Here is a 24,813-nt window from a genome sequence, read left to right as displayed (position 1 = left end):
CAAGTTCTGTTTCGTTTATGGGATCGTGATGACATCTTCTGTATCTTTATCAAAGAAATGGCCTTTATTGATATTGAAGGCAAGGTCGATCATTTCTCCTGGTTTATGGAAGTCACGCGCGTCAACTTTTGAAATGAACTCAGTTGTTCCAGTGCGAGTATAAAGCATGGTTTCTGCGCCTAGTAATTCTGAAACAACGACTTCTGAATTGACAACAGTTTCTGGTGAGGCATCCAAGACAACTTGTTCACTGTGGATATCTTCAGGACGAATACCAAAGACAAGTTCTTTGCCTTCATAACCTTTTTCAACTAGTACTTTATTTTTACCTTCAGGGATTCTCAATTTTAGTCCATGACCATCTGAGATAACGCCTTGGCTTAATTTTACGTTGAAAAAGTTCATGGCAGGCGAACCAATGAAACCAGCAACGAACATGTTGACTGGTGTGTCATAAACTTCTTTCGGTGAACCGATTTGTTGGATAAATCCATCTTTCATGATGACGATACGGTCTGCCATCGTCATCGCTTCTGTTTGGTCATGGGTAACGTAAATGGTTGTTGTTTCTAAGCGTTGATGCAACTTCGCGATCTCGGCACGCATGGCTACACGTAGTTTGGCATCCAAGTTTGACAATGGCTCATCCATCAAGAAGACTTTCGCATCACGTACGATGGCACGACCTAAAGCCACACGCTGACGTTGCCCCCCAGAAAGAGCAGCAGGTTTACGTTTTAAGTATTCAGTCAAACCAAGGATCTCTGCAGCATTTTCTACACGTTGTTGGATGTCTGCTTTATCGTATTTACGCAATTTCAAACCAAACGCCATGTTGTCAAATACCGTCATGTGAGGGTATAAGGCATAGTTTTGGAATACCATCGCGATATCACGGTCTTTAGGAGCAACATCGTTCATTACTTTGCCTCCGATATTCAATTCTCCTTCGGAAATATCTTCAAGACCAGCGATCATTCGTAGAGTTGTTGATTTCCCACAACCGGAAGGACCAACGAATACGATAAATTCGCGATCTTTGATTGCCAAGTTAAAGTCAGTAACAGAATAGTTTTCTGCATTATCATATTTCTTGTATACATTTTTCAGAGCCATTTCTACCATCGTACAAACCACGCTTTCTTTTTTTCTTTTATTTGATGTGTTTAGTATAGTTGAAAGCGCTATCTATATTCAATGTCACAATGAACAAGAATTCGTAGGAACTTTCGTCAATGTGTACAAAATAATTGGAAAGTGCGTGAGATTACTAAATCTGCCACCTATAAAATAGAATAAATGATGTTCATGAAACAGATCCTTCAACAATGAGAGCAAACTCCAGCAATATGGCAATTTATTTTTTTGTTTTTACTGCTCGAGTTATCAAAGATTTACCGTGTATTCACTATCTTAGAGCGTATAATACTTTGTAGATATTAAGAGATATAAAAAAGGAGGCAACCAAGAAAACAAAATTTGATTTTCATGTTAAATTAAGTTAAACTCGATTTAACATAAGCTGGGAGATGATAATAATGGAAACGACTGTTAGAAAGATTGGAAATTCTGTAGGAGCAATTTTTCCCAAAGATATTTCTCCAGAAGTTGGAAAAATATATACGATTATTAAAATAGGTGAAACATATGTATTAAAGCCCAAAAAAGAAGATATTTTTAAGACTCCAGAGGCATGGGCAGGCTTTAGAGATTCAATCACCCAAGAAGATAAAGAGTGGGATGAGATGAACCTTGAGGGGGAGGAACTATAAATGGATTATCCAAAGCAAAAAGATATTGTATGGCTGGATTTTGATCCAGCTAGAGGAAAGGAAATAAAGAAGCGAAGACCAGGTTTGGTAGTAAGTAAGAATAACTTCAACCAATACACTGGTTTTTGTTTGATTTGCCCAATCACATCAACTGAAAGAAAATTTGATACATATATTAAGATCAAAGAACCACAAATCATTTCTGGACAAGTTGTTACACATCAATTGCGTTCAATTGACTACACCGCTAGAAACATAATAAAAATTGAACAATGTGATATTCTCACATGGGTGGATGTACTAGAAGTCCTTGATATGTTTTTATAGAAATTTGAAAAATATCAAACCACAAAGAAATTTGGTACACTGGTAAAAAAGGAGTGAGGACGGATGAAGATAGCATTGATTGCACATGATCGCAAAAAAGAATTGATGATAAAATTTACCACTGCTTACAAAACGATACTGGAACAACATGAACTATTCGCGACAGGGACGACCGGACAAAAGATTGCAGAAGCCACAGGATTATTGGTCCATCGGTTCAATTCAGGACCTTTAGGCGGTGACCAACAAATTGGCGCGATGATCTCAGAAGATGAATTGGATCTAGTGATTTTCCTGCGTGATCCTTTAGCAGCTCAACCTCATGAACCTGATGTCACTGCGTTGATCCGCTTGGCTGATGTATATGATATTCCTTTAGCAACGAATATCGGTACCGCAGAAGTTTTATTACGAGGGCTTGAAGCCGGATTTTTGGAGTTCCGACAAGTGATCCATGAAGAAGGAAGTAAGATCCCTTTTCCTAATAAGATTTAAAATTCGGATTTTATGAGGATAGAGACAGTTGATCAAGGCGAATGTCTGCCATGTTACGAACTTAGGAATCGTTTTCGTTTAGAACATTAGGTTTTTTTATTTACAGTTCTTCCTTTTCTATGCTATAGTTTGTCTGGGATAAGTTCCCACTATTAACAGAGTAGAAAATAAAGCGTTAAGTGCTTAGAGGATGGGATGTTGCCTCTAGGACGAAGGACGTAAGTTCGCGGTTTTATTTTCGCATTCGCTGCATGAAACATGTAGCAGCTCTTAAAGGAGATGCTAGAAATGAAGAAAAATCGTTTAGATGCTCGTATGATTACGATCATGGGACTGCTGATCGCATTGATGGTCACGTTGTCTCGCTTAGTTTCATTTGAAACACCATTACTCAAAATCAGTGTAACGTTCATTCCCCAAGTAATCATGGGTATTTTATTTGGCCCATTTTGGACAGGGGTCGGTTCTGTGTTAGCTGATGTGGTGGGTATGGCATTATTTCCTAAATCTGTCTTTTTCATTGGCTTCACGTTGAATGCTTTTATTGAAGGAGCGATTTATGGGTTCTTTTTCTATCGCAAAGAGATCACTTGGAAAAATGCAATCTTAGCCACGCTCAGTGTGACAGTGTTCGTTAGCTTGATCCTGACACCATTATGGTTGGTCATCATGTATCAAGTACCGATGAACTGGGTATTCTGGGGACCACGTTTATTAAAAGCCATTATCTGGTTGCCGATCCAATCGACGATGATCTACGTGATTGGGCGCGCCATGCCATATAAAAGAATTTTGCGGAGTTTAACGACGCATACAAAATAAAAAACAAGCAGTCTTCCCATCCCAGAAGACTGCTTGTTTTTTGCATAGATCAGAAAAATCATCTGATTCGATGTTCACTATTTTTCAACCGATCCAGTAAATTGCGCTTGATAAAGTTGACGATAGCTACCATCTTCGATTTTCAATAATTCATCATGTGTTCCTATCTCAACGATTGCCCCTTGGTCCATCACGAGGATCTGATCGGCATTTTTGATCGTGGACAAGCGATGGGCAATCACAAAACTAGTTTTTCCTTCCATCATTTTTAGGAAGGCATTTTGGATTTTCTTCTCTGTCAATGTATCCACTGAACTTGTTGCTTCATCAAGTATCAACATGGGTGGATTACTGATCATCGTACGAGCGATCGTCAGTAATTGACGCTGCCCATCGGAGATTTTTAATCCCTGTCCACCAATGCGTGTATCTAGTTTTTGTGGCAAGCGTTGGACAAATTCATACATATAGGCTGATTTTAGGGCCTCATTGATTTCTTCATCACTGGCATCTGGCTTCCCGTAACGTAAGTTTTCTCGTAGCGTACTGTCGAATAACCAAGTATCTTGTAAAACCATCCCAAAGCTTTTACGTAAGGAATCACGGGCGATTTGGGTAATATCATAATCGTCGATCGTGATCGTCCCAGAATTGACATCGTAAAACCGCATCAATAAATTCACTAATGTGGATTTACCAGCTCCTGTTTTACCAACGATTGCCACTGTTTGACCTGGTTTGGCAACAAAGCTGAAATTCTCGATCAACCGTTGTTGTGGCTCATAAGAGAAAGAAACATGTTTAAAAGCGACCTCGCCTTTGATCGTTTGAGGATCAAGTTGATACGCAAAAGGTTCATCTGGCGTTTCTTCCGGTTGGTCGATCAATTCAAATGCTCGTTCTAAACCAGAAAATGCTGTTTGGATCTGTGTCGTGATCCCTGATAATTCAATAAAAGGTTTTGAAAACTGACTTGAATAGATCGTAAAGCTTGAAATGATCCCGACAGTAATCGTTGAATCACTTCGTAAGGCAAGTAAACCACCAATCAAACCAATGGAGAGATAGGCTAAGTGATCGACAAAACGAGAAGATGGGTTCGTTAATGAAGAAGAGAATTGCGCGCGCTGCCCTTTCTCATATAAGTCAGCATTCAATGCGCTGAATTGCTGTTGATTGACTTCTTCTTGTTGGAACGCTTTGATGATTTTTTGATTACCGATACGTTCCGTAACGAATCCTGAAATGTTCCCAATGATTTTTTGTTGGTTATCAAAATCATTTTGAGAAGCCCGTGCGACTAACCAGCTGACTAAGAAAATGATTGGTGTCGAACAAATGACGACAAGTGTCAATAACGGACTCAAGTTGAGCATGAAGATCAGTGAGAGGATAATGATCGCTACCCCAGAAAATAATTGATTGAACGCCGCTGATATCGCGATGGAGATATTGTCCATGTCATTTGTGAAACGGCTGACGATATTCCCATGTGAATTTTGATCATAGTATCTTAAAGGTAAAAGATTCAAACGAGCAAAGGCATCTTTTCGTAGATTCGCAACGGAGAGGTAAGCCAATCGGTTACTTAATACTTGGATCAGCCATTGACTGATGACATTAAGTAAAACGATCCCGCCAAACATCACCAGAAGTTGGACTAATCGAGTAAAGTTGACTTGTCCCACACCAACCATTTGATCGATACTTAGACCGATTTGTAAGGTCATTACGACGGTAGCAACACCATTGACGATTCCCAACAAGACAGCTAACCAAATTTCACGTGGATGGGCCGTCAGATAAGGAACAAAACGTTTGAGCGTTTGCCAAGATAGTTTTTTTGTTTTCATTTTATTCCTCCTCCTGTGATGCCACGATTTCACGATACTCAGAAGATTGACTAAGCAATGTATCGTGCGTACCCTGGGCCACGATTTTTCCTTGATCCATGACGAGGATATGCTCTGCTTGTTGAATCGAACGGATGCGTTGAGAAATAATGATGACCGTTGTGTTGAGGGAAGTTTGTAGTGCTTGGCGTAAGTTTAGATCCGTTTGATAATCAAGGGCACTCAAGGAGTCATCTAAGATCAATAAGGCGGGTTTGGCGATCAATGCACGAGCAATCGTCAACCGTTGTTTTTGTCCTCCGGAAAAGTTTTTCCCATTCTCCATGACTCTTGTGTCTAAACCTTTGGGTAATTGGCGAACAAAATCCTCCGCTTGGGCAATTGCCAAAGCTTCCCAACACTCTGCGTCTGTCGCGTCAGGTTTTCCCCACTGAAGATTTTCCCGAATGGTACCGGTGAATAAGACAGCCGTTTGTGGTACTTGCGAAATCTGACTTCGTAATGTATCTAAGGGCCAGTCACGAACGTCTTGTTCATCAAATAGCACAGAGCCTTCACTAACATCATAAAAACGTGGGATCAATTGTGTCAATGTCGTCTTCCCACTTCCGGTCGGACCAATGATCCCTAAGACAGTTTGGCGTTTCAAAGTGAAATTGATTCCTTGTAATGACAGACCAGATTCTGGCGTATAACGAAAATCTACGTTTTTAAATTGTAGAATTGTTTCAGAATCCATGACTGGTTCACTAGGAGTCTCAGCATCTGTAATGGTATTTTCGGTATCTAAGACTTCTTTGACCCGCTGAGCAGAAGCTTCTGCACGAGTAAAAATCACGACAAGATTGGAAACGACGATCAAGGCTAATAACATTTGGTTCATGTAATTGATCAATGCTAAAACTTGTCCTTGTTGTAAGGAACCGATATTTACCTTGACCCCGCCGACAGTCAATAGACAAATGATTCCGACATTCATGATCAATGTCGTTGCCGGAGAGAGCAAAGCGGAGATATTGGAAACACGTAAATAATTTTTTGCTAAGACATCTGTGTTTTCATCAAATGTTTCGATTTCTTTATTGGTACGTGAAAATGCTCGGATCACACGAACCCCGCTTAAGTTTTGGCTAACAGTCTCGTTTAGACCATCCAACTTTTCTTGGACTTTTTGATAGAGGGGGATCGTCTTACGGATAATAAAGTATAAAATGATTGAAAAAATTGGTAATAAAGCTAAGAAGAATAGCCCGACTTGCCAGTCGATCACAAACGCCATCACTACTGATCCAATACTTAAAAAAGGTGCTCGGATCAATAAACGGATAACCATTGCGAGTGCAAGTTGTAGCTGATTGATATCATTGGTCATCCGCGTGATCAATGTATCCGTCCCAAAATGATTTAATTCACTATGGGAGAAAGAGTTGATTTTTTTGATGAGTTGATTTCTAAGTTCTGTTCCAAACCCTTGAGAGGCAATGGATGAATAATATTGACAAATAATGGCACAGATCAATCCGATCACCGACATCGCGATCATCCAGATACCCATATTGATGATCACTTCACGATTGTTCATTTTTAGCCCATTATCGATCAGCGAAGCCATCAGTAAAGGTAAAATCAATTCAAAGACTGCTTCTAAAAATTTAAATACAGGACCTAGGATGATTTGTTTTCGATAGTCTTTCGCATAGCGCAATAACTGAATCATAAAAATTTCCTCCTAAAAACAAGTTACCCAATATTGTTCGAACGTCTATCGGCAAAAAACAACCGATTTATGATAAATAGATATCCTTAAAGCAACAAAAATATCTTGCAGCGAGAAATCTAACGATGATATAACTAGGTACTCTCATATTGTAGCTTATGAAATTTAGAATGAAAAGAGAACAAGCCTTTTCATAATCCGCACATTTTAGTAAAACTTAAGAAATCACACCATAACGCTTAACGCGTTGTCGCTCTTGCAACGCCTATAATTGAATAAACCATAGAAAAAAATAATTACAAAAAAGCACCATCTACAAAAAATTGACGAACAACTCTCGTAGATGGTGACTTATTTCCGTGGCTAAAGATTCCTGCCTCGGTCTCTTTCGGTCATTAATAATTTTTTATTTTTGTAAGTCAGCTAAAACTGTTTCACCTTTAACATCGACATCAATGACATTATAGAACCCATTTTTAGTATCAGCGACATCCCAAACAGCTAAGATCACATGATAACCTAATCGGTCATTGGGAATGTTGATCGAATGTGTCGGATTAGTAGAAGCTAGTTGTCCATCATTGCCTACTTCACCAATGAATTCCAAGTCGTCTCTTGTCAACGCATCATTTTGATCCCAACCGGCTTTCGTCATGTAGTAATGCCATTTCGTTGTTGCATGGTTGGCAGTGAATGTCCAAGTAAAATCATTTGCACCAGCTGTCAGTTGTTGTTTTGTCCACAATGAGGCTGTTTGTTGATCCAATAAGAAATCACCTACCGTACCATTTGCAGAAGCGATTTGACCATCTTCAGGTCCTGCAGCTGGGAATCCTTTTGGTGCTTCAAGGGATTGTGGCTCATTGATAACAGCTCCGTATTTTTTGAATGCAGCATTCCAGTTTGTATTTTTGTCAAGGCTTCCTTGGTAGCCACGACTTGCTGGTTCAGAAACATAACCATGAGCAGCAACATCAACAGAAGTAAGCGTGCTTGCTCCGATACCTGCCAAAATGAATCCTAAACCAATTAATGTACTCTTTTTCATAATAATTCCTCCGATATTTTTACTTTATGTAATGTACGATTGTTATCATAACTGATATATTTTTAATCTGAAAATTATGTATGTTATTGCAACAAAAAAATTTCGTTCATCGCGAGTGTTATTAGAAATTATACTATTTAGTCATTTTTTAGGTGAAACGCAAATGTTCGCTGGAGAAGGAACTGCCACTGAAGGAGTCGCGTTTGCACAGTATAGAAAGGGGAGACATGGGGATAAAACAAGTAACAAAAGAATTTATTGAGAGGAAATGTAGAGAACGAATCAGAAAATGAAGGAAGCAACGTTATGCACCTACACAGGCAGTAGGCTGGTGCGCCCTTGTAGGTGGTCCATATGACTGGCCAGGATTTGTTGACTTTAGTAATCGGTGCCCCTGAAAGGAATACACGAAGACGCATTTCTTCAATGCGTTGCATTTCTGATAGTTCTTTGATCGATAATCGTCTGACTACGAAATGTGCAATGAACTGTTTAGAAACTCTCGTATCAAGCACGCCATTCCAGTGGAACCTATCGAATCAATCGAGAATAAACAGAGAGACTTAAAAACCGTGTATCTTCTCATTGGGAGTGAGGAGATACGCGGTTATTTTAGGCAGTATTCACTTGGCGTTGTGGAGAGAGGCGATCGCACGTACTTTTGACAACGACTTTTGTGTGATGATCATTGTTCGGAAAATCACATACTTCAGCGCAAAATTTTTCTTTTAGATTGATCATGTAGTCTTTACTCGTAGAAAGATCTAACCATTCAAAAAACGCAATACCCGTTTCCACTTCTTTTAAAGCTGTTTTTTGTCCATCAGCTAGTTTATCTAAAGCAGTAAACACTTTGTAATGTGCAAGATCGAGTGTTTGTTTGTGTGTCGTCGCGATTTTTTTTAATTGTGCTAGAAATAATTTGCGTAATGTGGTTGATTCACGGTTAAAAGAAAGACGTATGCCGTTCAAAATAAAGTTAGAAAGAAGCTCCGAATAATAGGTATTATCTATGTAGGCTTTCATCTTTGTGACACTATTTTGGAACGAATAGGCAATGTATTCATCATCAAAAATAAATAAACAATTCGAAAAAATAGTCAATTCAAAGTGCCCCCATGTATCAATCTTTTCAAGATACTTCTTTATAACACTGATTTCTTCTTTCATTGATGCGGTAAAAGAGCTACTATACAGATAATTTGAAATCAATTTTCTTTGGGCGTAGATCAAACGATAATAAATGTTTCCTGTTTTTTCAAATTCGTTGAGCAATTCTTGTTCTTGAGCAGATGTAATGGTTTTTGAAGTGATTAAATAATTCGTTAATTTTTGTTTATTAGACAACGAATTACTATTCAATAAAAATTGATATTCTTCAAGTGTGATATTCATCCGATCAAGGTAGTTTACTATTAGTTCAAAGCCGATTTTTGTTCCACGTGATTCAAAAGCTGCTAAGGTTCCTCTTTGTGAGATACCTGAAGTTAGTTGTTCTTGTGTCAATCCACGATCTTTTCTTAATTTTCGAATTAGAGCAGCATGTTCTGTCATGTTCATTTCCTCCAGAAGCTGTTTTTTTGTACATGGTTATAATAGCATAATATAGTTATGTGGATGTTATGTTTTCATATGTGCGCCCTTTTGTTAAAAAAGTGCGATTTTTTTGTTTGGAAAGTTATTTTGTTGCAATACCAAACAAAAAAAATTTTGAAGGATAAAATATGTTTTAATCTCTTCTGTAATACAAATTTAGGAGGGAAAAAAATGAATAAGAAAAGTTTATTATTCTCAGTTGGTCTTTTAGGTTGTTTGTTTGGAGGCGGAACAGATGTGTTTGCAGCAGATGCAGCAGATACGATGCCAGATATCTCAAATCGCCAAGTTTCAGTAGGTTATTATCATAATTGGGTGCCTGAACAAGGTGCTGGTTACCAAGGTGGCCGTCCGGCAGATACTGATTTGGCAAAAGTAAATCCTTTTTATAATGTGATTGCTGTGTCATTCATGAAAGGAGAAGGTATCCCAACATTCAAACCTTACAATATGTCAGATACTGAATTTAGACAAAAAGTAGCCACTTTGAATGCTGAAAATCGTGTGGTCATTATTTCACTTGGTGGTGCAGATTCACATATTGAATTACATAAAGGGGAAGAACAAGCCTTTGCCGATGAAATCATCCGTTTGGTTGAAGTTTATGGATTTGATGGCTTAGATATCGATTTAGAACAAACCGCAGTAGATGCAGGCGACAATAAAACAGTAATTCCAGATGCTTTGAAGATTGTCCGTGCGCATTTTGAGAAAGAACAAAAACATTTCATTATCTCCATGGCGCCAGAGTTTCCATATTTAAGAACACAAGGTAAATATGTACCATACATTACTGCTTTAGAACAAGAATATGATTTTATTGCACCACAGTTATACAACCAAGCAGGTGACGGTATAAGTGTTGGAACTGAATGGATCGCTCAAAATAATGATAGCAAAAAATTTGAATTCTTATATGGAATTTCAAAAGCTTTCAACGAAGGAAGCGGTGGGTTTATCCAAATCCCAGCGAATCGCTTAGCTTTAGGTATTCCAGCAAACGTAGATGCAGCAGCAAATGGTTTTGTAAAAGAACCATCAAAAGTTTACGATGTATTCGAACAAATGGAAAAAGATCAAACACCATTAAAAGGTTTGATGACTTGGAGTATCAACTGGGATGAAGGAAGAAACTCAGCTGGTGTCGAGTACAATGAATCATTTGCGAAGTCTTATCAGGATCTATTCCAAGAAAAAACACCTGATACAGAAAAACCATCACAACCAACAAATCTAGCAGGCACAGCAACACATTCAACTGTTGCTTTATCATGGACAAAATCAACAGATGATCGTGGCGTAGCAGGTTATTACATTTATCGTGATGGCGAACAAATTGGTAGAGCAACAAACAATGCTTATACAGACACAAAATTGACTGCCAGCACAGAATACACTTATACAGTGAAAGCATTTGATGCAGCTGGTAACGTTTCAGAAGAAAGTAAAGCATTAGTGATCTCTACATTAGAAGAGCCACCAGCAGACTTAGAAGCTCCATCAGTACCATTGAACATTACGGCTTCATCAATTAGTGACAAGAGTGTTTCTTTATCATGGACACAATCAACAGATAACGTGGGTGTAGTAGGTTACTATGTTTACCGTGATGGTGAGCAAGTAGGAGAAACAGAAACAAATACATTTAGTGACGCAGGATTAACAGCTAATACGGAGTATTCTTATACAGTAAAAGCATTTGACGAAGCGGGCAACATTTCAGAAGAAAGCAAAGCATTAGTTGTGACAACGGCGGATGCACCATCAGCAGAAGCATGGGATGCAGATACAATTTATGATTTAGGTGATATCGTGACACACAAAGGAAACACATATCGTGCAAAATGGTGGACACGAGGCAATGAGCCTGGAACTGAACAATGGGGACCTTGGGAATTGATTGGCTAATCGATCCATACCCGTTTTTATTAATGAAGCAATCGTTGATGCTGAATCAATCAACGAATAAGTGATTTGCTCAGTATTGTTAAGATTTTCGTGCATGTATAACGAGAATCTTAGCAATTGGGCAAACGCATGATAAAAATTCAATTATTTATTTATGTTTGTATAACAGAACATGAAAAAAACATATATTATAACAACTATTATAAAAATTCCAAGTCCTCTTTTTAGAGGGCTTTTTTTATTTTTTAAGAAACATAATTGTTTGGTTATGATATTGCTATGTATAAAAAAATCATCGAGAAAGAATTACGACAAATAGAAGAGATGGATAGAGACAGCTGATTTTTAGAAAAATAAATAAAAAAACGAAAATCGCTTGTTAAACGACGATTTTCGTTTTTTATTCTTGAGGATTTTGTCTATTCTTGAAACTTGCACTTACATTGGTGGAGTAACTGACCACATAAGATGCACCTCCTTTAGTTCGACTGTTGATAAATAGACTATATCATTGGAATAGACCAAAAAACATCTTGTATGGTATTGCAACATTATAATTTCTATTTAAGGTAGATCAAGAAATAAAATGGCTGAATAAAATGTTTCTGGGGCATTTGACCTCTCACACCATCTAAAAAGTAGCCACTTCGAAACACTTATATCTCGACCTCTTCTTAAACAAAAGCTAAAAACAATGAAAATAAGTCCAGTATTTTGTTAATCTATACTATAATAGAAACTAACTATGAATTTTGGAGGAATTTCCATGAAACAAAAAATTGCAGTATTAGGCCCTGGCTCTTGGGGAACTGCTTTAGCTCAAACCTTAGCAGAAAATGGACATGACGTCCGTATCTGGGGGAATGTTCCAGAACAAATCACAGAAATCAATACGTATCATACGAATAAACACTATTTACCTGAGTTACATTTACCAGAATCAATCATCGGTTACACAGAATTGGCTGAAGCTGTCAAAGAGGTAGATGCAGTATTATTTGTCGTACCGACGAAAGCAATCCGTGCTGTAGCACAAGAATTGCTACAACATTTAACGACAAAACCAGTGATCATCCATGCAAGTAAAGGATTAGAACAAGACACGCATAAGCGGATCTCAGAAGTGATTGCTGAAGAAATCCCAGAAGAAAAACGTCAATCCATCGTTGTTTTGTCGGGACCTAGTCATGCAGAGGAAGTGGCAGTCCACGATATCACAACGATTACTGCTGCAAGTGTTGATCAAAAAGCAGCTACTTATGTGCAAGAATTATTTATGAATGATTATTTCCGAATCTATACAAATAATGATGTGATCGGTGTGGAAACAGGTGCAGCATTGAAGAATATCATTGCAATCGGTGCCGGCGCGATCCACGGTCTTGGTTTTGGTGACAATGCGAAAGCGGCGATCATGACAAGAGGATTAGCTGAAATCAGTCGTCTCGGTGTAGCAATGGGCGCGAACCCTTTGACCTTTATTGGATTGAGCGGTGTTGGTGATCTGATCGTCACTTGTACCAGTGTCCATTCACGAAATTGGCGCGCGGGTCATATGTTAGGTGAAGGACAGAAATTAGACCAAATCCTAGAGAATATGGGAATGATCGTGGAGGGTGTATCGACAACAAAAGCGGCGGTTGAACTTGCTGATCAACTAGGTGTAGAAATGCCCATCACTCAAACAATCTATCAGGTCCTTTATCAAGGGAAGGATATCAAACAAGCAGCGAAAGAAATCATGTTGCGTGATGGCAAGATGGAAAACGAATTTCAGTAAATCAACAGAATGGAGTATATAAATACGCATATGGAGAATAAAATCGTAAGAAAAGCAGTCATTCCTGCAGCAGGTCTAGGTACACGTTTTTTACCTGCTACAAAGGCAATGGCAAAAGAAATGTTGCCGATCGTTGATAAACCAACGATCCAATTTATCGTAGAGGAAGCTTTAGCTTCGGGGATCGAAGATATTTTGATCGTTACCGGAAAAGAAAAACGACCGATTGAAGACCATTTTGATTCGAATATCGAATTAGAATTGAATCTACAAGAAAAAAATAAAATCGACTTGCTAAAATTAGTCGAAGAAACAACGAATGTCAATCTCCACTTTATCCGTCAGTCCCATCCTTTAGGACTAGGTCATGCGGTATTACAAGCGAAAACTTTTGTTGGAGATGAACCATTCATCGTTATGCTTGGGGACGATTTGATGGAAGATGAGACTCCACTGACAAAACAATTGATCTTAGATTACGAGAAAACAAAAGGTTCGACTGTAGCAGTCATGAAAGTTCCTCATGAAGACACGTCAAAATATGGGATCATCGATCCAGAAACAAAAGAATCTGAAGGCTTGTATGAAGTGAAACGATTCGTCGAAAAACCAACACCTGAACAAGCTCCGAGTGATTTAGCGATTATTGGACGCTACTTATTGACACCAGAAATTTTTGAATTATTAGAAACACAAAAACCTGGAGCTGGAAATGAGGTTCAATTGACGGATGCAATTGATGAATTAAATAAAAAGCAACCCGTATATGCGAGAGTATTCAAAGGCTCTAGATATGATGTCGGTGATAAATTTGGTTATCTAAAAACAAGTATCGAATACGGTTTAGGTCATCCTGAAATCAGCGAGCAGCTGAAACAATACCTCATTGATCTAAGTCATTCTCTGGACTAAAAACTTAACAATTAGAGAAATAAAATCTTGAGAAAAGAATAGTAAATGAGGTGTATTGCTTACATGGGGATTCTAATCAACATTGCACAAACGTTTCTTGATGGATTGAAATGGTTGATGGAGGGAAATAATTGGCTGTTTTTACTGCCAGTATTATTTATTAGTTTGTTTACGATGTTTTATATGGTCAGAATAAAAGAAACCTTTTTGATTTTTATTTGGTACTTAGCAACAGTGGCGATCGGTAGTTTGATCATCGTTCTTTTGTGGGGAGATCAACAGGCATTTCTTTTTGCGGCAGCTTTTCTTTTGCTGTACCTTTTTGCCTATATCCCGTATCTACTCAAAAGATTTCATGTCGTCAAAAAAGGCAAACATGCGGCTTCTCCGAACCGCTCAAAGGATGTCTCAGAAAGACGGACAAGATCTGACCGCTGATATTTTGATACTTGCACTTGTTTCGCACTTTCCTTACAATAGATGCAGATAGAAATAACTAAAAAAAAAGGCTCCTTGATAGTTAGCGGCAACTAACTATCAAGGAATGACCAGTCACACGTATACACCCTGACCGATCATTTTGCCATAGTCGATGCAGCGCACCGACCGCATTTATTGTACCTGATTTAAGGAAGATTTTCTACCTTATGAATCTAAAAAGCGGAGGAAGCGGGGCATTTTATTTACTATGTCAAAACAGATGTATATTCAAGCGAGAAGTTTGTTTAATCCGTTTTAAAGACTTGCTTTTAGCGATACATCGTTCCTATCTTTTACACTGAAGCCGAAGAACATCAAGATGCTGGTACATCAGATCTTTTGCTTGATTGTAATGAATAAGTGGTTAAGGTAAAGATGAGACTGAGCAATTGCTTCGTCTCATCTTTTTGTATTTTTCTTTTTGATAGTTATCTCTATTCTGAAATAGCAGAAGAAGAGGAGAAAAGAATGAGCTTACCCTATTTTGATTATTGTCAAAAACTTGAACAAAAATTAAGGATCGAGGAACCCTTGATGGAACAAGCGGGTCGTTGGATCGCTACACAGATTCATCGAGGAGGATGTTTACATATTTTTGCTAGCCGTACCTTACAAGGCACTGCCTATGAATTTTGGCAACAATGTCCAAAAATCTTGCCAACTCAGTTGATTGAACATCCCGCAGCGGGGATTTATGAGTCGCTGGAAGGAACTGGCCAAGCAATCATTGAACAAATCAATGCGCAACCCGAAGATATTTTTCTTTTCTTATCAAATGAAGGTAGAAATCCTGCAATCATTGAACTGGCGGAATGGGTCAAAGAACAAGGGTATCTATTGATCGTGATCACCGGATTTGACTTATCCCGAAGTATCAAGTCAAGACATAGTAGTGGTTTGCGCTTATATGAATATGCAGATCTAGTATTAGATAACTATGCAACGATAGATGATGCCGTCCTTACGGTTCCTAAATTTGAGCCAGCTATATGTGGTGCAGCTTCCTTAGCAACCTTAATCCTATTACAGCAGATCGTTTATTTTTCAGTGTATTATTTGTTGGAGAGTCACTAAAGCGAGAAGGTTAAGAGTCCGAAAAAGAGACAAGAAAGAATCATGAAGATTCTTTCTTGTCTCTTTATACACGTTGATGAAAGAGTCTTCCCCAAAACTCTTTACACTCCAATTATAGTACATTTGTTATGAATATTGCAATGAAGATACCTAATGAAAATAAAAAGAGAGGAAGAGAGAGGCAGAAATTCAATCAAAAACATCGATTCAAATAGGAAAGGAGCGAGGAAGAAAATGTATAAATATTTGTTAATCGCTAAAAAATCTTTGTTTATACGTAATTAGAAATGAAAATAAATAGTCGGAAATAGCGACATTGTAAAAATAAAAAAAGAATTTTAATCCATTTTTATAGGTACTATGGCTTTGAAACCAGCGTTTTTATTAAAATGTGTCTTGATGATAACTAAAATCAATAGATTATTTTAATTGTTTATTCATGTGGTATAGAACATTTTACTGTATAATCTATTTGCTTATTCATTATTGACAAAAACGTAGCAAGAAAGGAAGAACGAGTTTTGAAGAGAAAAAATTCTTCAGTAAAGAAAAAACGAGACTTTACCAAAATGACGACACCGCATACGTATGTCATTATTTTTGGTGTAGTTGTACTTGCCTGGTTATTAACATTTATCGTACCAGCTGGGAGATTCAGTACGCAAGATATAGAATACAAAGATGCAAATGGAGAAACCAGTACCAGAACAGTATTACGCCAAGATTCGTTTCGTTATGCTTATGAATTAGATAAGGCTTTTGTATTTGATCAACTGGAAGAATTACAAAATGATCCAAAGGAAAGAGAAAAGCTAGCTGTTCCTGAAGAAGGATTAGAAGAAGTCTTGGCAGCTGGTGAGAAAAACTTGACCCAGGAGAAACTAGATGAAATCTCACTGACAGATGATGTTTTATACGATGAATATGGTGAAGACATCTATGACACCTCAAAGAAATTGCATAAAACAGCAAAACTATGGGGGACCGATGATTTCGGTGGTTTCGGCTTTTTAAACTTCGTTTTTGAAGGTCTAGTATCAGGTGATAAATATGGTTCAGCAGTCGGGATTGCTGCACTTATTTTAGTCGTGGGTGGTGCATTCGGGATCATTATGCGAACGGGTGCCATCGATGCAGGTATTTATGCTTTTATCAATAAGACACGTGGTCTAGAACGTTTAGCTTTACCGCTCTTATTCTTTGCTTTTTCATTTGGAGGCGCAACGTTCGGTATGGCTGAAGAAGTCATTCCATTCTCAATGGTCATGGTACCTTTTGTGATTGCCTTAGGCTATGATTCAATCGTCGCCGTCACAGTCACCTATGTGGCGTCACAAGTCGGGAATGCCACGTCATGGATGAGTCCGTTCAGTGTCGCCGTTGCTCAAGGGATTGCAGGTATTCCAGTCTTATCAGGCGCCACCTTCCGATTGATCATGTGGGTCGTCGTGACTGCGTTATCGGCTGGTTACTTAATGATCTATGGCGAAAAAGTTCGGAAGAATCCGGAAAGTTCATTAACGTATAAATCTGATGAATACTTCCGTAACCACTTGAAGAAAACATCCGATGAACAAAAACCATTTACACTAGGCCATAAATTGATTTTAGGCGAAATGTTGATCGTTTTAGTTTGGATCGTTTGGGGAGTCACACAAAAAGGCTATTATATCCCAGAAATCGCCTCTCAATTTTTTGTTATGGGACTCGTTGCAGGGATCATTGCTGTTTTATTCAAATTGGACGGTATGACGGTCAATGATATCGCCTCTTCTTTCCAATCTGGAGCAGCAGATCTAGCTGGAACAGCGATCGTTGTTGGGATGGCAAAAGGAATCTTACTTGTATTAGGTGGATCAGATGCTTCTGTACCTTCTGCGCTTAATACGATCTTACATGGTATTGGAACAGCACTGACTGGTGTGCCGGCAGTTATCGGGGCATGGGCGATGTACGTATTCCAAAGTTTGTTCAACTTAGTCGTCACTTCAAATTCTGGACAAGCGGCATTGACGATGCCAATCATGGCACCGTTGGCTGATTTAGTAGGTGTCTCTCGTCAAGTGGCTGTATTAGCTTATCAATTAGGTTCAGGATTCATGGATGCGTTCACGCCGGTTTCTGCTAGCTTGATTGGTGTCTTAGGTGTGGCACGGATCGAATGGGCAAAATGGGCACGATTCCAAATCAAAATGCAAGGATTCTTCTTTGTTTTAGGAACGATCTTCATTATGATTGCAATCGCGATCGGACTTCAATAAAACAAATAAGAACTGATTTATAGCAATCAAAGAAGTTATGCTAACCGATACGTAACTCTGAGACAATAAGCGAGAAAACCCGAAAGTATCTTCATATTTTTGGATTTTCTCGCTTATTTCCGAAAGAGCGATGGATTGCTTATTAAACAACCTTTTGAGTGTTCTAAAAGGTAAAGACTATTTTATAAAGGAGAAGATCAGATATGAAACTCATTCGACAAATCGATGTCTATGCACCAGAATATCTTGGTAAGAAGGACGTATTAGTGGCAGGAAATAAGATTGTTGCCTTGGAAGATCAACTATCCGGCGGTTACGAAGAATTGATCGTGGAAGAAATTTCAGGAGAAGGAAAACTCTTGACCCCAGGTTTTATTGATGCCCATTTCCATATTTTAGGTGGCGGCGGCGAAGGAGGCTATCATAATCGCACGCCAGAAGTCACACTTAGTCAATTAACGACAGCAGGAGTGACAACAGTCGTAGGTTGTATCGGGACAGATGGCGAGGGTCGAGATATGACTGCTTTGATCAGTAAAGCAAGAGGGTTAGAGGCAGAAGGATTGACTACGTATGTTTATGTTGGTTCTTATCGGTTGCCGGTCAAAACGGTGACTGATTCATTGATCAAAGATTTTCTTACCATTGATAAGATCATTGGGATCGGAGAAATCGCTGTCTCTGATCATCGCTCTTCTCAGCCAACATTCGATGAGTTTGCTCGGTCAGTGGCGGATGCTCGTGTTGGGGGCATGTTATCAGGTAAAGCAGGGATCGTGAATGTCCATTTAGGTGGCGGAAGTCGAAAATTGGAACTATTGAATCGTGTGGTTGAAGAAACAGAAATCCCTATTACTCAGTTTTATCCGACGCATGCGAATCGGACAACTGAATTATTAGCTGCATGTATCGAATTTGCGAAAAAAGGTGGAACGATCGATTTCACTGCAAGTGAAGATCCTGATTTTTGGGAAAAGACCGATGGTGAAGTTCGTTTCAGTAAAGCATTGAAGCAGTTATTGGAAGCACAAGTCTCTCTTGATAACTTCACCTTGACCTCCGATGGACAAGGTAGTCTCCCATATTTTGACCAAGAGAACCATTTTATCGGTATGGGCGTCGGTAGTGCGAAATCCTTACTGGTGGGCATCAAAGAAGCCGTTCAAAAAGAAGACATTCCTTTAGAGATTGCCTTACGAGCTGTGACGTCCAATCCTGCAAGAGTCCTTAAACTGGACCAAAAGGGAAGAATCGCTGTTGGTAAAGATGCAGATCTTTGTCTACTTGATAAAGAAACCTTAGAAATCGATACGGTGATCGCTAATGGCACCATCATGGTCCAAGAAAAACAAGTGAAAGTTTGGGGAACATTTGAGCAAATTCTTAACAACTAAATAACACAATAAGCATTCTGTTTGTTTGTTTTTATAATTGGTGTTACTCTAAAAGTAGTTACAAAGACAAATTTTAGAGGAGGAAATATCATGGCAGATTTAGAAGGACGCTCTAAAGATTTGAAAGACAAAGTTGCAGGTGAAGGCAAAGAAGCCTATGGAAAAGCAACAGGCGATAGAAGTAAAGAAACAGAAGGTAAAGCCCAATCTGTAGGTGCGGATATCAAGAGTAAAGCTCGTAATATCGGCGATGAAATCAAAGAAGGCTTTGAAGATGTAAAAGAAAAATTTTCAAAAAAAGATCATAAATAGTCTACTTGTAAATTCTTAAAAAAAAGCGTCCTACCAATAAGGTGGACGCTTTTTTAGCGGTTATCCAATGGCAATGGACGCGAATGTTTTATTTTTTAATTCAAAAACTTCATCACATTTTTTAGCCACTTCTAGTTCGTGTGTCACAATGATGATACAGCGATCTTGCTCATGGGCGATTTCTTGGAAGAGTTGAACGATTTCTTGTGAAGTCGTTTCATCAAGGTTTCCTGTTGGTTCATCCGCAATGATCAACTGATGTTCGCAACAAATCGCTCGGACGATCGCTACGCGTTGTTGTTGTCCCCCAGATAATTTAGTGACTTGTTGTTTTGCAAGTGTTTCATTTATCCCAACGCGTGCCAAGCGATCAAGTGCTACTTGGCGATACTCTTTTTGAGGAGTATTTGAAATTTCCATGGCGGTAATGACGTTATCAAGAGCGGAAAGGTAAGGCAATAAGTTGTACGCTTGAAAAATAATGGATACATCATTTTTGCGATAATTCCGTAGGCCTATTTTAGCTAAAGCTCGCTCTTCATAATAAACAGTCCCTTCTTTTGGTGTATCAAGTCCTGAAATCAACGAAAGAAAGGTCGTCTTTCCTGAACCACTAGCCCCTAATATGGCGTACATTTTTCCTTTTTCAAAGGATAGATTCATATCTTTATAAAGTGCTTCTGTTGGATTCTGATACCAGAAGCCCAAGTTTTCTGTACGTAACATCCAATTCCTCCTTTAGTTTAATAAAATTTTTCGTGGATTTAATCGTAGTATGCCGATGGAGGCTAGAAAAACTGAGAGTAAGCTGATCCCAAATGCAACAGCTGCTAGTAGGCCAAGTTGAGCTGGTTGAACAGTGATTTCAAGGTCGCTTACTTGCTCCGAAACGGTAAATGGATTACTAGTTCCACCTAGTTGTCCGCCAGGTCCACGATTGCCACCACCAGGCATCTGCTCTCCTTGTTGCTCGGCAGGTGAGTCGGTTGACGTTTCAGTTTGTTGATCAAGCAACTGTTGACCGACAGCATTTGCAACGACATTTCCACTGAATGAAGCCACACCTAACGCGACGATCATACATATGGCCACTTCTGCAAACAATTGAAGGACGATTTTGCTTCTGGATTCACCTAATGAAAGCAATACCCCTAGTTCATGGCGACGCTCACGAATCGTGATCATGATGATCAAAGTCAAAATAATGATTCCAGCAACCGCAACGAGTAAAACGACATTTTGTGAAAAACTGGCCACGTTGTTAAGTGGTTCAAGCATTGCTTGGAACATGGTATCGTTTGATTGAAGACTGAACGTTGAAGTATCGATCAGGTTTTCTGCTTCATTGATAAAGTCTGTCATTTTATTAGGATCGGTCAGCGTATAAACCGCAGAATCGATTGTGTCATCTTCTGTCGAGCCATTCAATGTATTGGCAAACGTATAATAAGTATACAAAGTGTTCGCTGGATTCATGAAATTGAAATTCATTCCCATGCTACTACTTGTTTCACTTGACTCATAGATTCCTTTGATCGTCATTTCATAAGTTGTTTCTTCGTCTTCCGTGCTAGTAATTATGAAAGTATCTCCTACGGATAAGTCATTCGCACTAGCTAAAGTAGAGTCGATCACAACATTGTTCGTATCTTTGTCGCTATCAGTGATTCCTTCTCCTTCGATGATTTTAGCTGTGCCATCTGTAAAGCCACTGGTTTGGGCTGTATTGGATACCCCGCTGATTTGAAAATCTGCTTGGATCATTTGGGGTTTGCCACTTCCCATAGCTCCACCCATGTTTTCACCGTTTGGTGCAGCATCAGTTGCAGTATCAGTTTCTTCGGATGTTTCTGAGGTATCAGAGCTTGAAATGGCAGTGATCCCGCTATTGGCTAAAGCTGATGCAGAGCTTTCGAAGGAAAAACTTGCTACATTATCTAGTGCTGCGATCTTTTCTGCATCGCTGACTGAAATAGGTGTGAGGGAGAAACTTCCAGGATCTGGTCGTCCACCGGATTCAGTATCAGTTGCCTCTGTTTGTTTTTGAAAAGCCGCTTCACGATTTGCACTTAAAGTGACCGTCGCACCGACATCTTTTTGAGCTTGCTCTGCTGCTTCTTGTGCCGCACTACGTATGGTTAGTCCAGCAAGAACGAAGACAAGGATTGCTGTAAAAACTGCTAATAATAGTAAAGAACGCCCCCATTTTACTTTTGTACTTTTTAATGCTCGTTTGAAAAAATTCATTGGTTCGATCTCCTTTCGAAATGAGTACAAAAAATAGAATAAAGGGAGTAGCTTAAGCCTACCTTAAAAAGTGGCCACGAATACAAACAGTTGAAAGCTAAAAACAGATCAAATGGAGCAGGAAATGAAAAACATTCTATAGTTATTGAGTAATTTATGTTAAAATAGACGAAGTATCTTCTAAAACAAAAGAAGAAAAAATGGTCTGGGAAAAACATGAAGACAGAAACAATCGTACATGCTAGCGATTTGTTTGATTTGTTGTATAATGATGTGGAGCAGTTGATCGAGCAGCTGAAGCAATCCCGATTTTTTTGTGTCAAAAAAAGATCCTAAACGCCTGTAAGATTAAGATAGATTTGATTATCTAATGAAATCATCCGAAAACGAGGCACTCAGAAATTGGATCGTTTTAAATAAAATAGAGAATCGACATCGTCAAAATGAAGATGTCATAAGAAGAGGTGAAATTTGTGAGTACCATTAAGATTATCCCTTTAGGCGGTGTACGCGAAAACGGAAAAAATTTGTACATTGCAGAAGTAGGGGAAGCTATTTTTGTTTTAGACTGTGGTCTGAAATATCCTGAAAACGAATTATTAGGGATTGACGTTGTGATTCCTGATTTTACGTATTTAGAAGATAATGTCGATCGTGTAGCAGGTGTCTTTCTGACACATGGTCACGCAGATGCGATTGGGGCGTTGCCTTATTTATTGTCAAAGATTTCTGTACCTGTGTTCGGAACTGAATTGACGATCGAATTGGCAAAATTGAATGTCAATCGCAATGATGCTGCAAAAGGATTCAAAGATTTTCATGTGGTAGATGAGCATACAGAGATCGATTTCGGTGAAACGATCGTTAGCTTCTTCCGCACCACCCATACGATTCCAGATTCAGTTGGGATCAATTTAAAAACCCAAGAAGGAAATATCGTTTATACGGGTGATTTCAAATTTGACCAAATGGCGATCCCAATGTACCAAACGGATTACGCTCGTTTAGCAGAGATTGGGAAAGAAGGCGTGTTAGCTTTACTAAGTGAGTCAGCAAATGCAGAAAACGCGACCCCTGTTGCTTCTGAGTTCCAAATTGCTGATGAAGTATTTGATACGATCAAATATTGGGAAGGACGGATCATCGTTGCTTGTGTTGCAAGTAATCTTCAACGCGTCCAACAAATCTTAGACGCCGCTGCTAAAGCAGGACGTAAGGTTGTGTTGACTGGGCAAGACTTTGAACGGATCATCCGAACAGCTATGCGCTTAGAAAAACTTCAATTACCAAGTGAAGACCTATTGGTCACATTAAAAGATATGAAAAACTATGAGCCTGAAGAACTGATCATTTTGGAAACAGGCCGGATGGGTGAACCAATCAAGTCTTTACAAAAAATGGCGAATGGCGTGCATCGCCATATCAAGATCAAAGAAGGCGATCTTGTTTATATCACAACGACACCAAGTATTGCGATGGAAACAATGGTTGCTAAGACAGAAGACATCATTTACCGAGCAGGTGGAATAGTCAAACAAATCTCTGACAACCTGCGGGTTTCCGGTCATGCAAATCCAAATGACTTACAATTGATGTTGAACTTCATGAAACCTAAATATTTCATCCCAGTTCAAGGAGAATACCGTGAACTAGCTGCCCATGCAGACTTAGCCCATGCAGTAGGTATCCCCTATAAAAATATCTATATCACAGGACGTGGGGATATTTTAGAATATAAAAACAAGCGGATGAGTGTGGCAGGTACGACAAGTGCTGAAAATGTCATGATCGACGGACTAGGTGTTGGCGATATTGGAAACATCGTCTTACGCGATCGTAAAATCTTATCTGAAGACGGTATTTTTGTTGCAGTAGTGACAATTAGTCGTCGCGAAAAGAAAATTGTCTCAAAACCGCAAATCACTTCACGAGGATTTGTTTATGTCAAAGCAAGTCGTGATTTGATCAATGAAAGTAGCAACATGATCGAAACCATTGTAGGCAAACATTTAGAAAGCGATGATTTCGAGTGGAGCAAGCTGAAACAAGAAATACGTGATCAATTAGGTCGCTATTTGTTTGAACAAACCAAACGCCGCCCAGTGATTTTACCAGTCATCATGGAAGCGACACAACGTCGCGGCAAAAGATAAAAAATGAAAAGCTGTATCAAAAGATGTTCAGATAATGAATATGTTTGGTATAGCTTTTATTTTATAGCAGTAAGAGCATTGGATATATTATGGAAAGGTGGAAGTGTCTGTAATGGAAAAGGAACTTGTTTTGGAAAATAATCAAATGAAAGAGAAACAGATCATCGTTTTTGGCGTAACTTCAATGAGTACAGATAGTACCCTTTATACCAATTTGTTAATAACAAAGATGAACAACCTAGCAAAAAAACAACATTTACTTGTGCATGTTGACATGCATAGCATTTCTAAGTTAGATCAGTATGCAAAGGCTACCGATGTTATTCTATTATCTCCAGAGCTTTCTTCTATGCGAGAAAGTATCGTAAAAGATTATCCTACAAAGGTTATTGAAGTGATAGAAATGAAAGATTATGGTCTGCTAAATGCCGAGAATATCTTAAAAAAATTTCTCCATCACTAAACTGGAAAAGAAGAAATTATCAAAATAGTTAGCAAACTTCGTTTTTTTTTATCACTCCTCTATCTAAAAAAGTGTTGCGGATTTATTCAATCTTGTAAGCCTTATAAGGCATCTAAACTGTAATAAAAATACCTATAGTAGAAACTGGCGTCTTAGTTTCTACTATGGGTATTTTTTATTTTGAGTATTATTACAGATT

At 38.7% G+C, this 24,813-nt stretch carries 21 protein-coding genes and 1 riboswitch; of the genes, 14 read left to right on the top strand and 7 right to left on the bottom strand.

Annotated elements, in window-relative coordinates:
* Positions 1–15: 15 nt before the first annotated feature.
* A complete protein-coding gene (locus ACH0AK_RS07525) occupies positions 16–1,125 on the bottom strand; it encodes an ABC transporter ATP-binding protein (RefSeq protein WP_010736134.1) in 1,110 nt (369 codons plus the stop codon).
* A 413-nt stretch (positions 1,126–1,538) separates the two neighbouring features.
* Between ACH0AK_RS07525 and ACH0AK_RS07520 the strand changes: the two genes are divergently transcribed.
* The 4 genes from ACH0AK_RS07520 (at position 1,539) to ACH0AK_RS07505 (ending at position 3,416) form a co-directional block, all read left to right on the top strand.
* A complete protein-coding gene (locus tag ACH0AK_RS07520; RefSeq protein WP_010736133.1) occupies positions 1,539–1,772 on the top strand; it encodes an AbrB/MazE/SpoVT family DNA-binding domain-containing protein in 234 nt (77 codons plus the stop codon).
* Complete coding sequence (locus ACH0AK_RS07515) at positions 1,773–2,099, top strand: type II toxin-antitoxin system PemK/MazF family toxin (RefSeq protein ID WP_010736132.1); 327 nt, start codon at positions 1,773–1,775, stop codon at positions 2,097–2,099.
* A 63-nt stretch (positions 2,100–2,162) separates the two neighbouring features.
* Positions 2,163–2,594 carry a methylglyoxal synthase gene (gene mgsA / locus ACH0AK_RS07510; protein WP_023519225.1) on the top strand — a complete coding sequence of 144 codons (432 nt, stop codon included), beginning with the start codon at positions 2,163–2,165 and terminating at the stop codon, positions 2,592–2,594.
* 154 nt (positions 2,595–2,748) lie between these two features.
* Positions 2,749–2,846, top strand: a riboswitch (THF riboswitch).
* A 36-nt stretch (positions 2,847–2,882) separates the two neighbouring features.
* Entirely contained in the window at positions 2,883–3,416 is a 534-nt protein-coding gene (locus ACH0AK_RS07505) for a folate family ECF transporter S component (protein ID WP_010736130.1), read from the top strand.
* Positions 3,417–3,493: 77 nt separating this feature from the next.
* Here ACH0AK_RS07505 and ACH0AK_RS07500 read toward each other — a convergent pair whose 3' ends face one another.
* The 4 genes from ACH0AK_RS07500 to ACH0AK_RS07485 form a co-directional block, all read right to left on the bottom strand.
* Positions 3,494–5,269 carry an ABC transporter ATP-binding protein gene (locus ACH0AK_RS07500; RefSeq protein WP_023519226.1) on the bottom strand — a complete coding sequence of 592 codons (1,776 nt, stop codon included), beginning with the start codon at positions 5,267–5,269 and terminating at the stop codon, positions 3,494–3,496.
* Between the two features lies 1 nt (position 5,270).
* On the bottom strand, positions 5,271–6,986 hold the full coding sequence (locus ACH0AK_RS07495) for an ABC transporter ATP-binding protein (protein WP_023519227.1): 1,716 nt from the start codon (positions 6,984–6,986) through the stop codon (positions 5,271–5,273).
* Positions 6,987–7,392: 406 nt separating this feature from the next.
* Positions 7,393–8,034, bottom strand: coding sequence for a lytic polysaccharide monooxygenase auxiliary activity family 9 protein (locus ACH0AK_RS07490; RefSeq protein ID WP_023519228.1), 642 nt, complete (start codon positions 8,032–8,034; stop codon positions 7,393–7,395).
* Positions 8,035–8,646: 612 nt separating this feature from the next.
* Complete coding sequence (locus tag ACH0AK_RS07485) at positions 8,647–9,588, bottom strand: helix-turn-helix domain-containing protein (RefSeq protein ID WP_062805586.1); 942 nt, start codon at positions 9,586–9,588, stop codon at positions 8,647–8,649.
* 213 nt (positions 9,589–9,801) lie between these two features.
* On the opposite strand from ACH0AK_RS07485, the gene ACH0AK_RS07480 reads away from it, so the two are divergent.
* From ACH0AK_RS07480 to ACH0AK_RS07445, 8 genes are all read left to right on the top strand, one after another.
* Complete coding sequence (locus ACH0AK_RS07480) at positions 9,802–11,538, top strand: fibronectin type III domain-containing protein (RefSeq protein WP_153830493.1); 1,737 nt, start codon at positions 9,802–9,804, stop codon at positions 11,536–11,538.
* Between the two features lie 766 nt (positions 11,539–12,304).
* Complete coding sequence (locus ACH0AK_RS07475) at positions 12,305–13,318, top strand: NAD(P)H-dependent glycerol-3-phosphate dehydrogenase (RefSeq protein WP_010736124.1); 1,014 nt, start codon at positions 12,305–12,307, stop codon at positions 13,316–13,318.
* A 30-nt stretch (positions 13,319–13,348) separates the two neighbouring features.
* On the top strand, positions 13,349–14,230 hold the full coding sequence (gene galU, locus ACH0AK_RS07470; protein WP_499796839.1) for a UTP--glucose-1-phosphate uridylyltransferase GalU: 882 nt from the start codon (positions 13,349–13,351) through the stop codon (positions 14,228–14,230).
* 63 nt (positions 14,231–14,293) lie between these two features.
* Positions 14,294–14,668: a hypothetical protein gene (locus tag ACH0AK_RS07465; RefSeq protein ID WP_010736122.1), complete on the top strand. Its 375-nt coding sequence runs from the start codon at positions 14,294–14,296 to the stop codon at positions 14,666–14,668.
* Positions 14,669–15,178: 510 nt separating this feature from the next.
* Positions 15,179–15,784 (top strand): SIS domain-containing protein, encoded by a 606-nt coding sequence (locus tag ACH0AK_RS07460; protein ID WP_010736121.1) that lies wholly within the window; start codon positions 15,179–15,181, stop codon positions 15,782–15,784.
* A 521-nt stretch (positions 15,785–16,305) separates the two neighbouring features.
* Positions 16,306–18,045 carry a putative basic amino acid antiporter YfcC gene (gene yfcC / locus ACH0AK_RS07455; RefSeq protein ID WP_019722929.1) on the top strand — a complete coding sequence of 580 codons (1,740 nt, stop codon included), beginning with the start codon at positions 16,306–16,308 and terminating at the stop codon, positions 18,043–18,045.
* Positions 18,046–18,248: 203 nt separating this feature from the next.
* Positions 18,249–19,439, top strand: coding sequence for a beta-aspartyl-peptidase (gene iadA / locus ACH0AK_RS07450; RefSeq protein WP_226076671.1), 1,191 nt, complete (start codon positions 18,249–18,251; stop codon positions 19,437–19,439).
* Positions 19,440–19,529: 90 nt separating this feature from the next.
* A complete protein-coding gene (locus ACH0AK_RS07445) occupies positions 19,530–19,751 on the top strand; it encodes a CsbD family protein (protein WP_010736118.1) in 222 nt (73 codons plus the stop codon).
* Positions 19,752–19,811: 60 nt separating this feature from the next.
* Here ACH0AK_RS07445 and ACH0AK_RS07440 read toward each other — a convergent pair whose 3' ends face one another.
* The gene (locus ACH0AK_RS07440; protein ID WP_226076656.1) at positions 19,812–20,477 is read right to left on the bottom strand and encodes an ABC transporter ATP-binding protein; all 666 of its coding nucleotides are present in this window, start codon (positions 20,475–20,477) and stop codon (positions 19,812–19,814) included.
* A gap of 12 nt (positions 20,478–20,489) precedes the next feature.
* Positions 20,490–21,998: an ABC transporter permease gene (locus ACH0AK_RS07435; protein WP_226076653.1), complete on the bottom strand. Its 1,509-nt coding sequence runs from the start codon at positions 21,996–21,998 to the stop codon at positions 20,490–20,492.
* A 473-nt stretch (positions 21,999–22,471) separates the two neighbouring features.
* Between ACH0AK_RS07435 and ACH0AK_RS07430 the strand changes: the two genes are divergently transcribed.
* Positions 22,472–24,151, top strand: a complete 1,680-nt coding sequence (locus ACH0AK_RS07430) for a ribonuclease J (protein WP_226076651.1) — start codon at positions 22,472–22,474, stop codon at positions 24,149–24,151.
* 112 nt (positions 24,152–24,263) lie between these two features.
* Entirely contained in the window at positions 24,264–24,614 is a 351-nt protein-coding gene (locus ACH0AK_RS07425; protein ID WP_226076649.1) for a PTS sugar transporter subunit IIB, read from the top strand.
* The last annotated feature ends 199 nt before the right edge of the window (positions 24,615–24,813 follow it).

This window comes from Enterococcus pernyi, assembly GCF_045371165.1.
Classification (GTDB): domain Bacteria; phylum Bacillota; class Bacilli; order Lactobacillales; family Enterococcaceae; genus Enterococcus_B; species Enterococcus_B pernyi.
Note: the sequence above shows the minus strand (reverse complement) of the source record. Positions and strands in the feature narration are given on the sequence as shown.

Bases quoted from the DNA above. Each gene is read 5' to 3' on its own strand.
- ACH0AK_RS07525 (WP_010736134.1), bottom strand. From the start codon at position 1,125: ATGGTAGAAATGGCTCTGAAAAATGTATACAAGAAATATGATAATGCA.
- ACH0AK_RS07520 (WP_010736133.1), top strand. From the start codon at position 1,539: ATGGAAACGACTGTTAGAAAGATTGGAAATTCTGTAGGAGCAATTTTT.
- ACH0AK_RS07515 (WP_010736132.1), top strand. From the start codon at position 1,773: ATGGATTATCCAAAGCAAAAAGATATTGTATGGCTGGATTTTGATCCA.
- mgsA (WP_023519225.1), top strand. From the start codon at position 2,163: ATGAAGATAGCATTGATTGCACATGATCGCAAAAAAGAATTGATGATA.
- ACH0AK_RS07505 (WP_010736130.1), top strand. From the start codon at position 2,883: ATGAAGAAAAATCGTTTAGATGCTCGTATGATTACGATCATGGGACTG.
- ACH0AK_RS07500 (WP_023519226.1), bottom strand. From the start codon at position 5,269: ATGAAAACAAAAAAACTATCTTGGCAAACGCTCAAACGTTTTGTTCCT.
- ACH0AK_RS07495 (WP_023519227.1), bottom strand. From the start codon at position 6,986: ATGATTCAGTTATTGCGCTATGCGAAAGACTATCGAAAACAAATCATC.
- ACH0AK_RS07490 (WP_023519228.1), bottom strand. From the start codon at position 8,034: ATGAAAAAGAGTACATTAATTGGTTTAGGATTCATTTTGGCAGGTATC.
- ACH0AK_RS07485 (WP_062805586.1), bottom strand. From the start codon at position 9,588: ATGACAGAACATGCTGCTCTAATTCGAAAATTAAGAAAAGATCGTGGA.
- ACH0AK_RS07480 (WP_153830493.1), top strand. From the start codon at position 9,802: ATGAATAAGAAAAGTTTATTATTCTCAGTTGGTCTTTTAGGTTGTTTG.
- ACH0AK_RS07475 (WP_010736124.1), top strand. From the start codon at position 12,305: ATGAAACAAAAAATTGCAGTATTAGGCCCTGGCTCTTGGGGAACTGCT.
- galU (WP_499796839.1), top strand. From the start codon at position 13,349: ATGGAGAATAAAATCGTAAGAAAAGCAGTCATTCCTGCAGCAGGTCTA.
- ACH0AK_RS07465 (WP_010736122.1), top strand. From the start codon at position 14,294: ATGGGGATTCTAATCAACATTGCACAAACGTTTCTTGATGGATTGAAA.
- ACH0AK_RS07460 (WP_010736121.1), top strand. From the start codon at position 15,179: ATGAGCTTACCCTATTTTGATTATTGTCAAAAACTTGAACAAAAATTA.
- iadA (WP_226076671.1), top strand. From the start codon at position 18,249: ATGAAACTCATTCGACAAATCGATGTCTATGCACCAGAATATCTTGGT.
- ACH0AK_RS07445 (WP_010736118.1), top strand. From the start codon at position 19,530: ATGGCAGATTTAGAAGGACGCTCTAAAGATTTGAAAGACAAAGTTGCA.
- ACH0AK_RS07440 (WP_226076656.1), bottom strand. From the start codon at position 20,477: ATGTTACGTACAGAAAACTTGGGCTTCTGGTATCAGAATCCAACAGAA.
- ACH0AK_RS07435 (WP_226076653.1), bottom strand. From the start codon at position 21,998: ATGAATTTTTTCAAACGAGCATTAAAAAGTACAAAAGTAAAATGGGGG.
- ACH0AK_RS07425 (WP_226076649.1), top strand. From the start codon at position 24,264: ATGGAAAAGGAACTTGTTTTGGAAAATAATCAAATGAAAGAGAAACAG.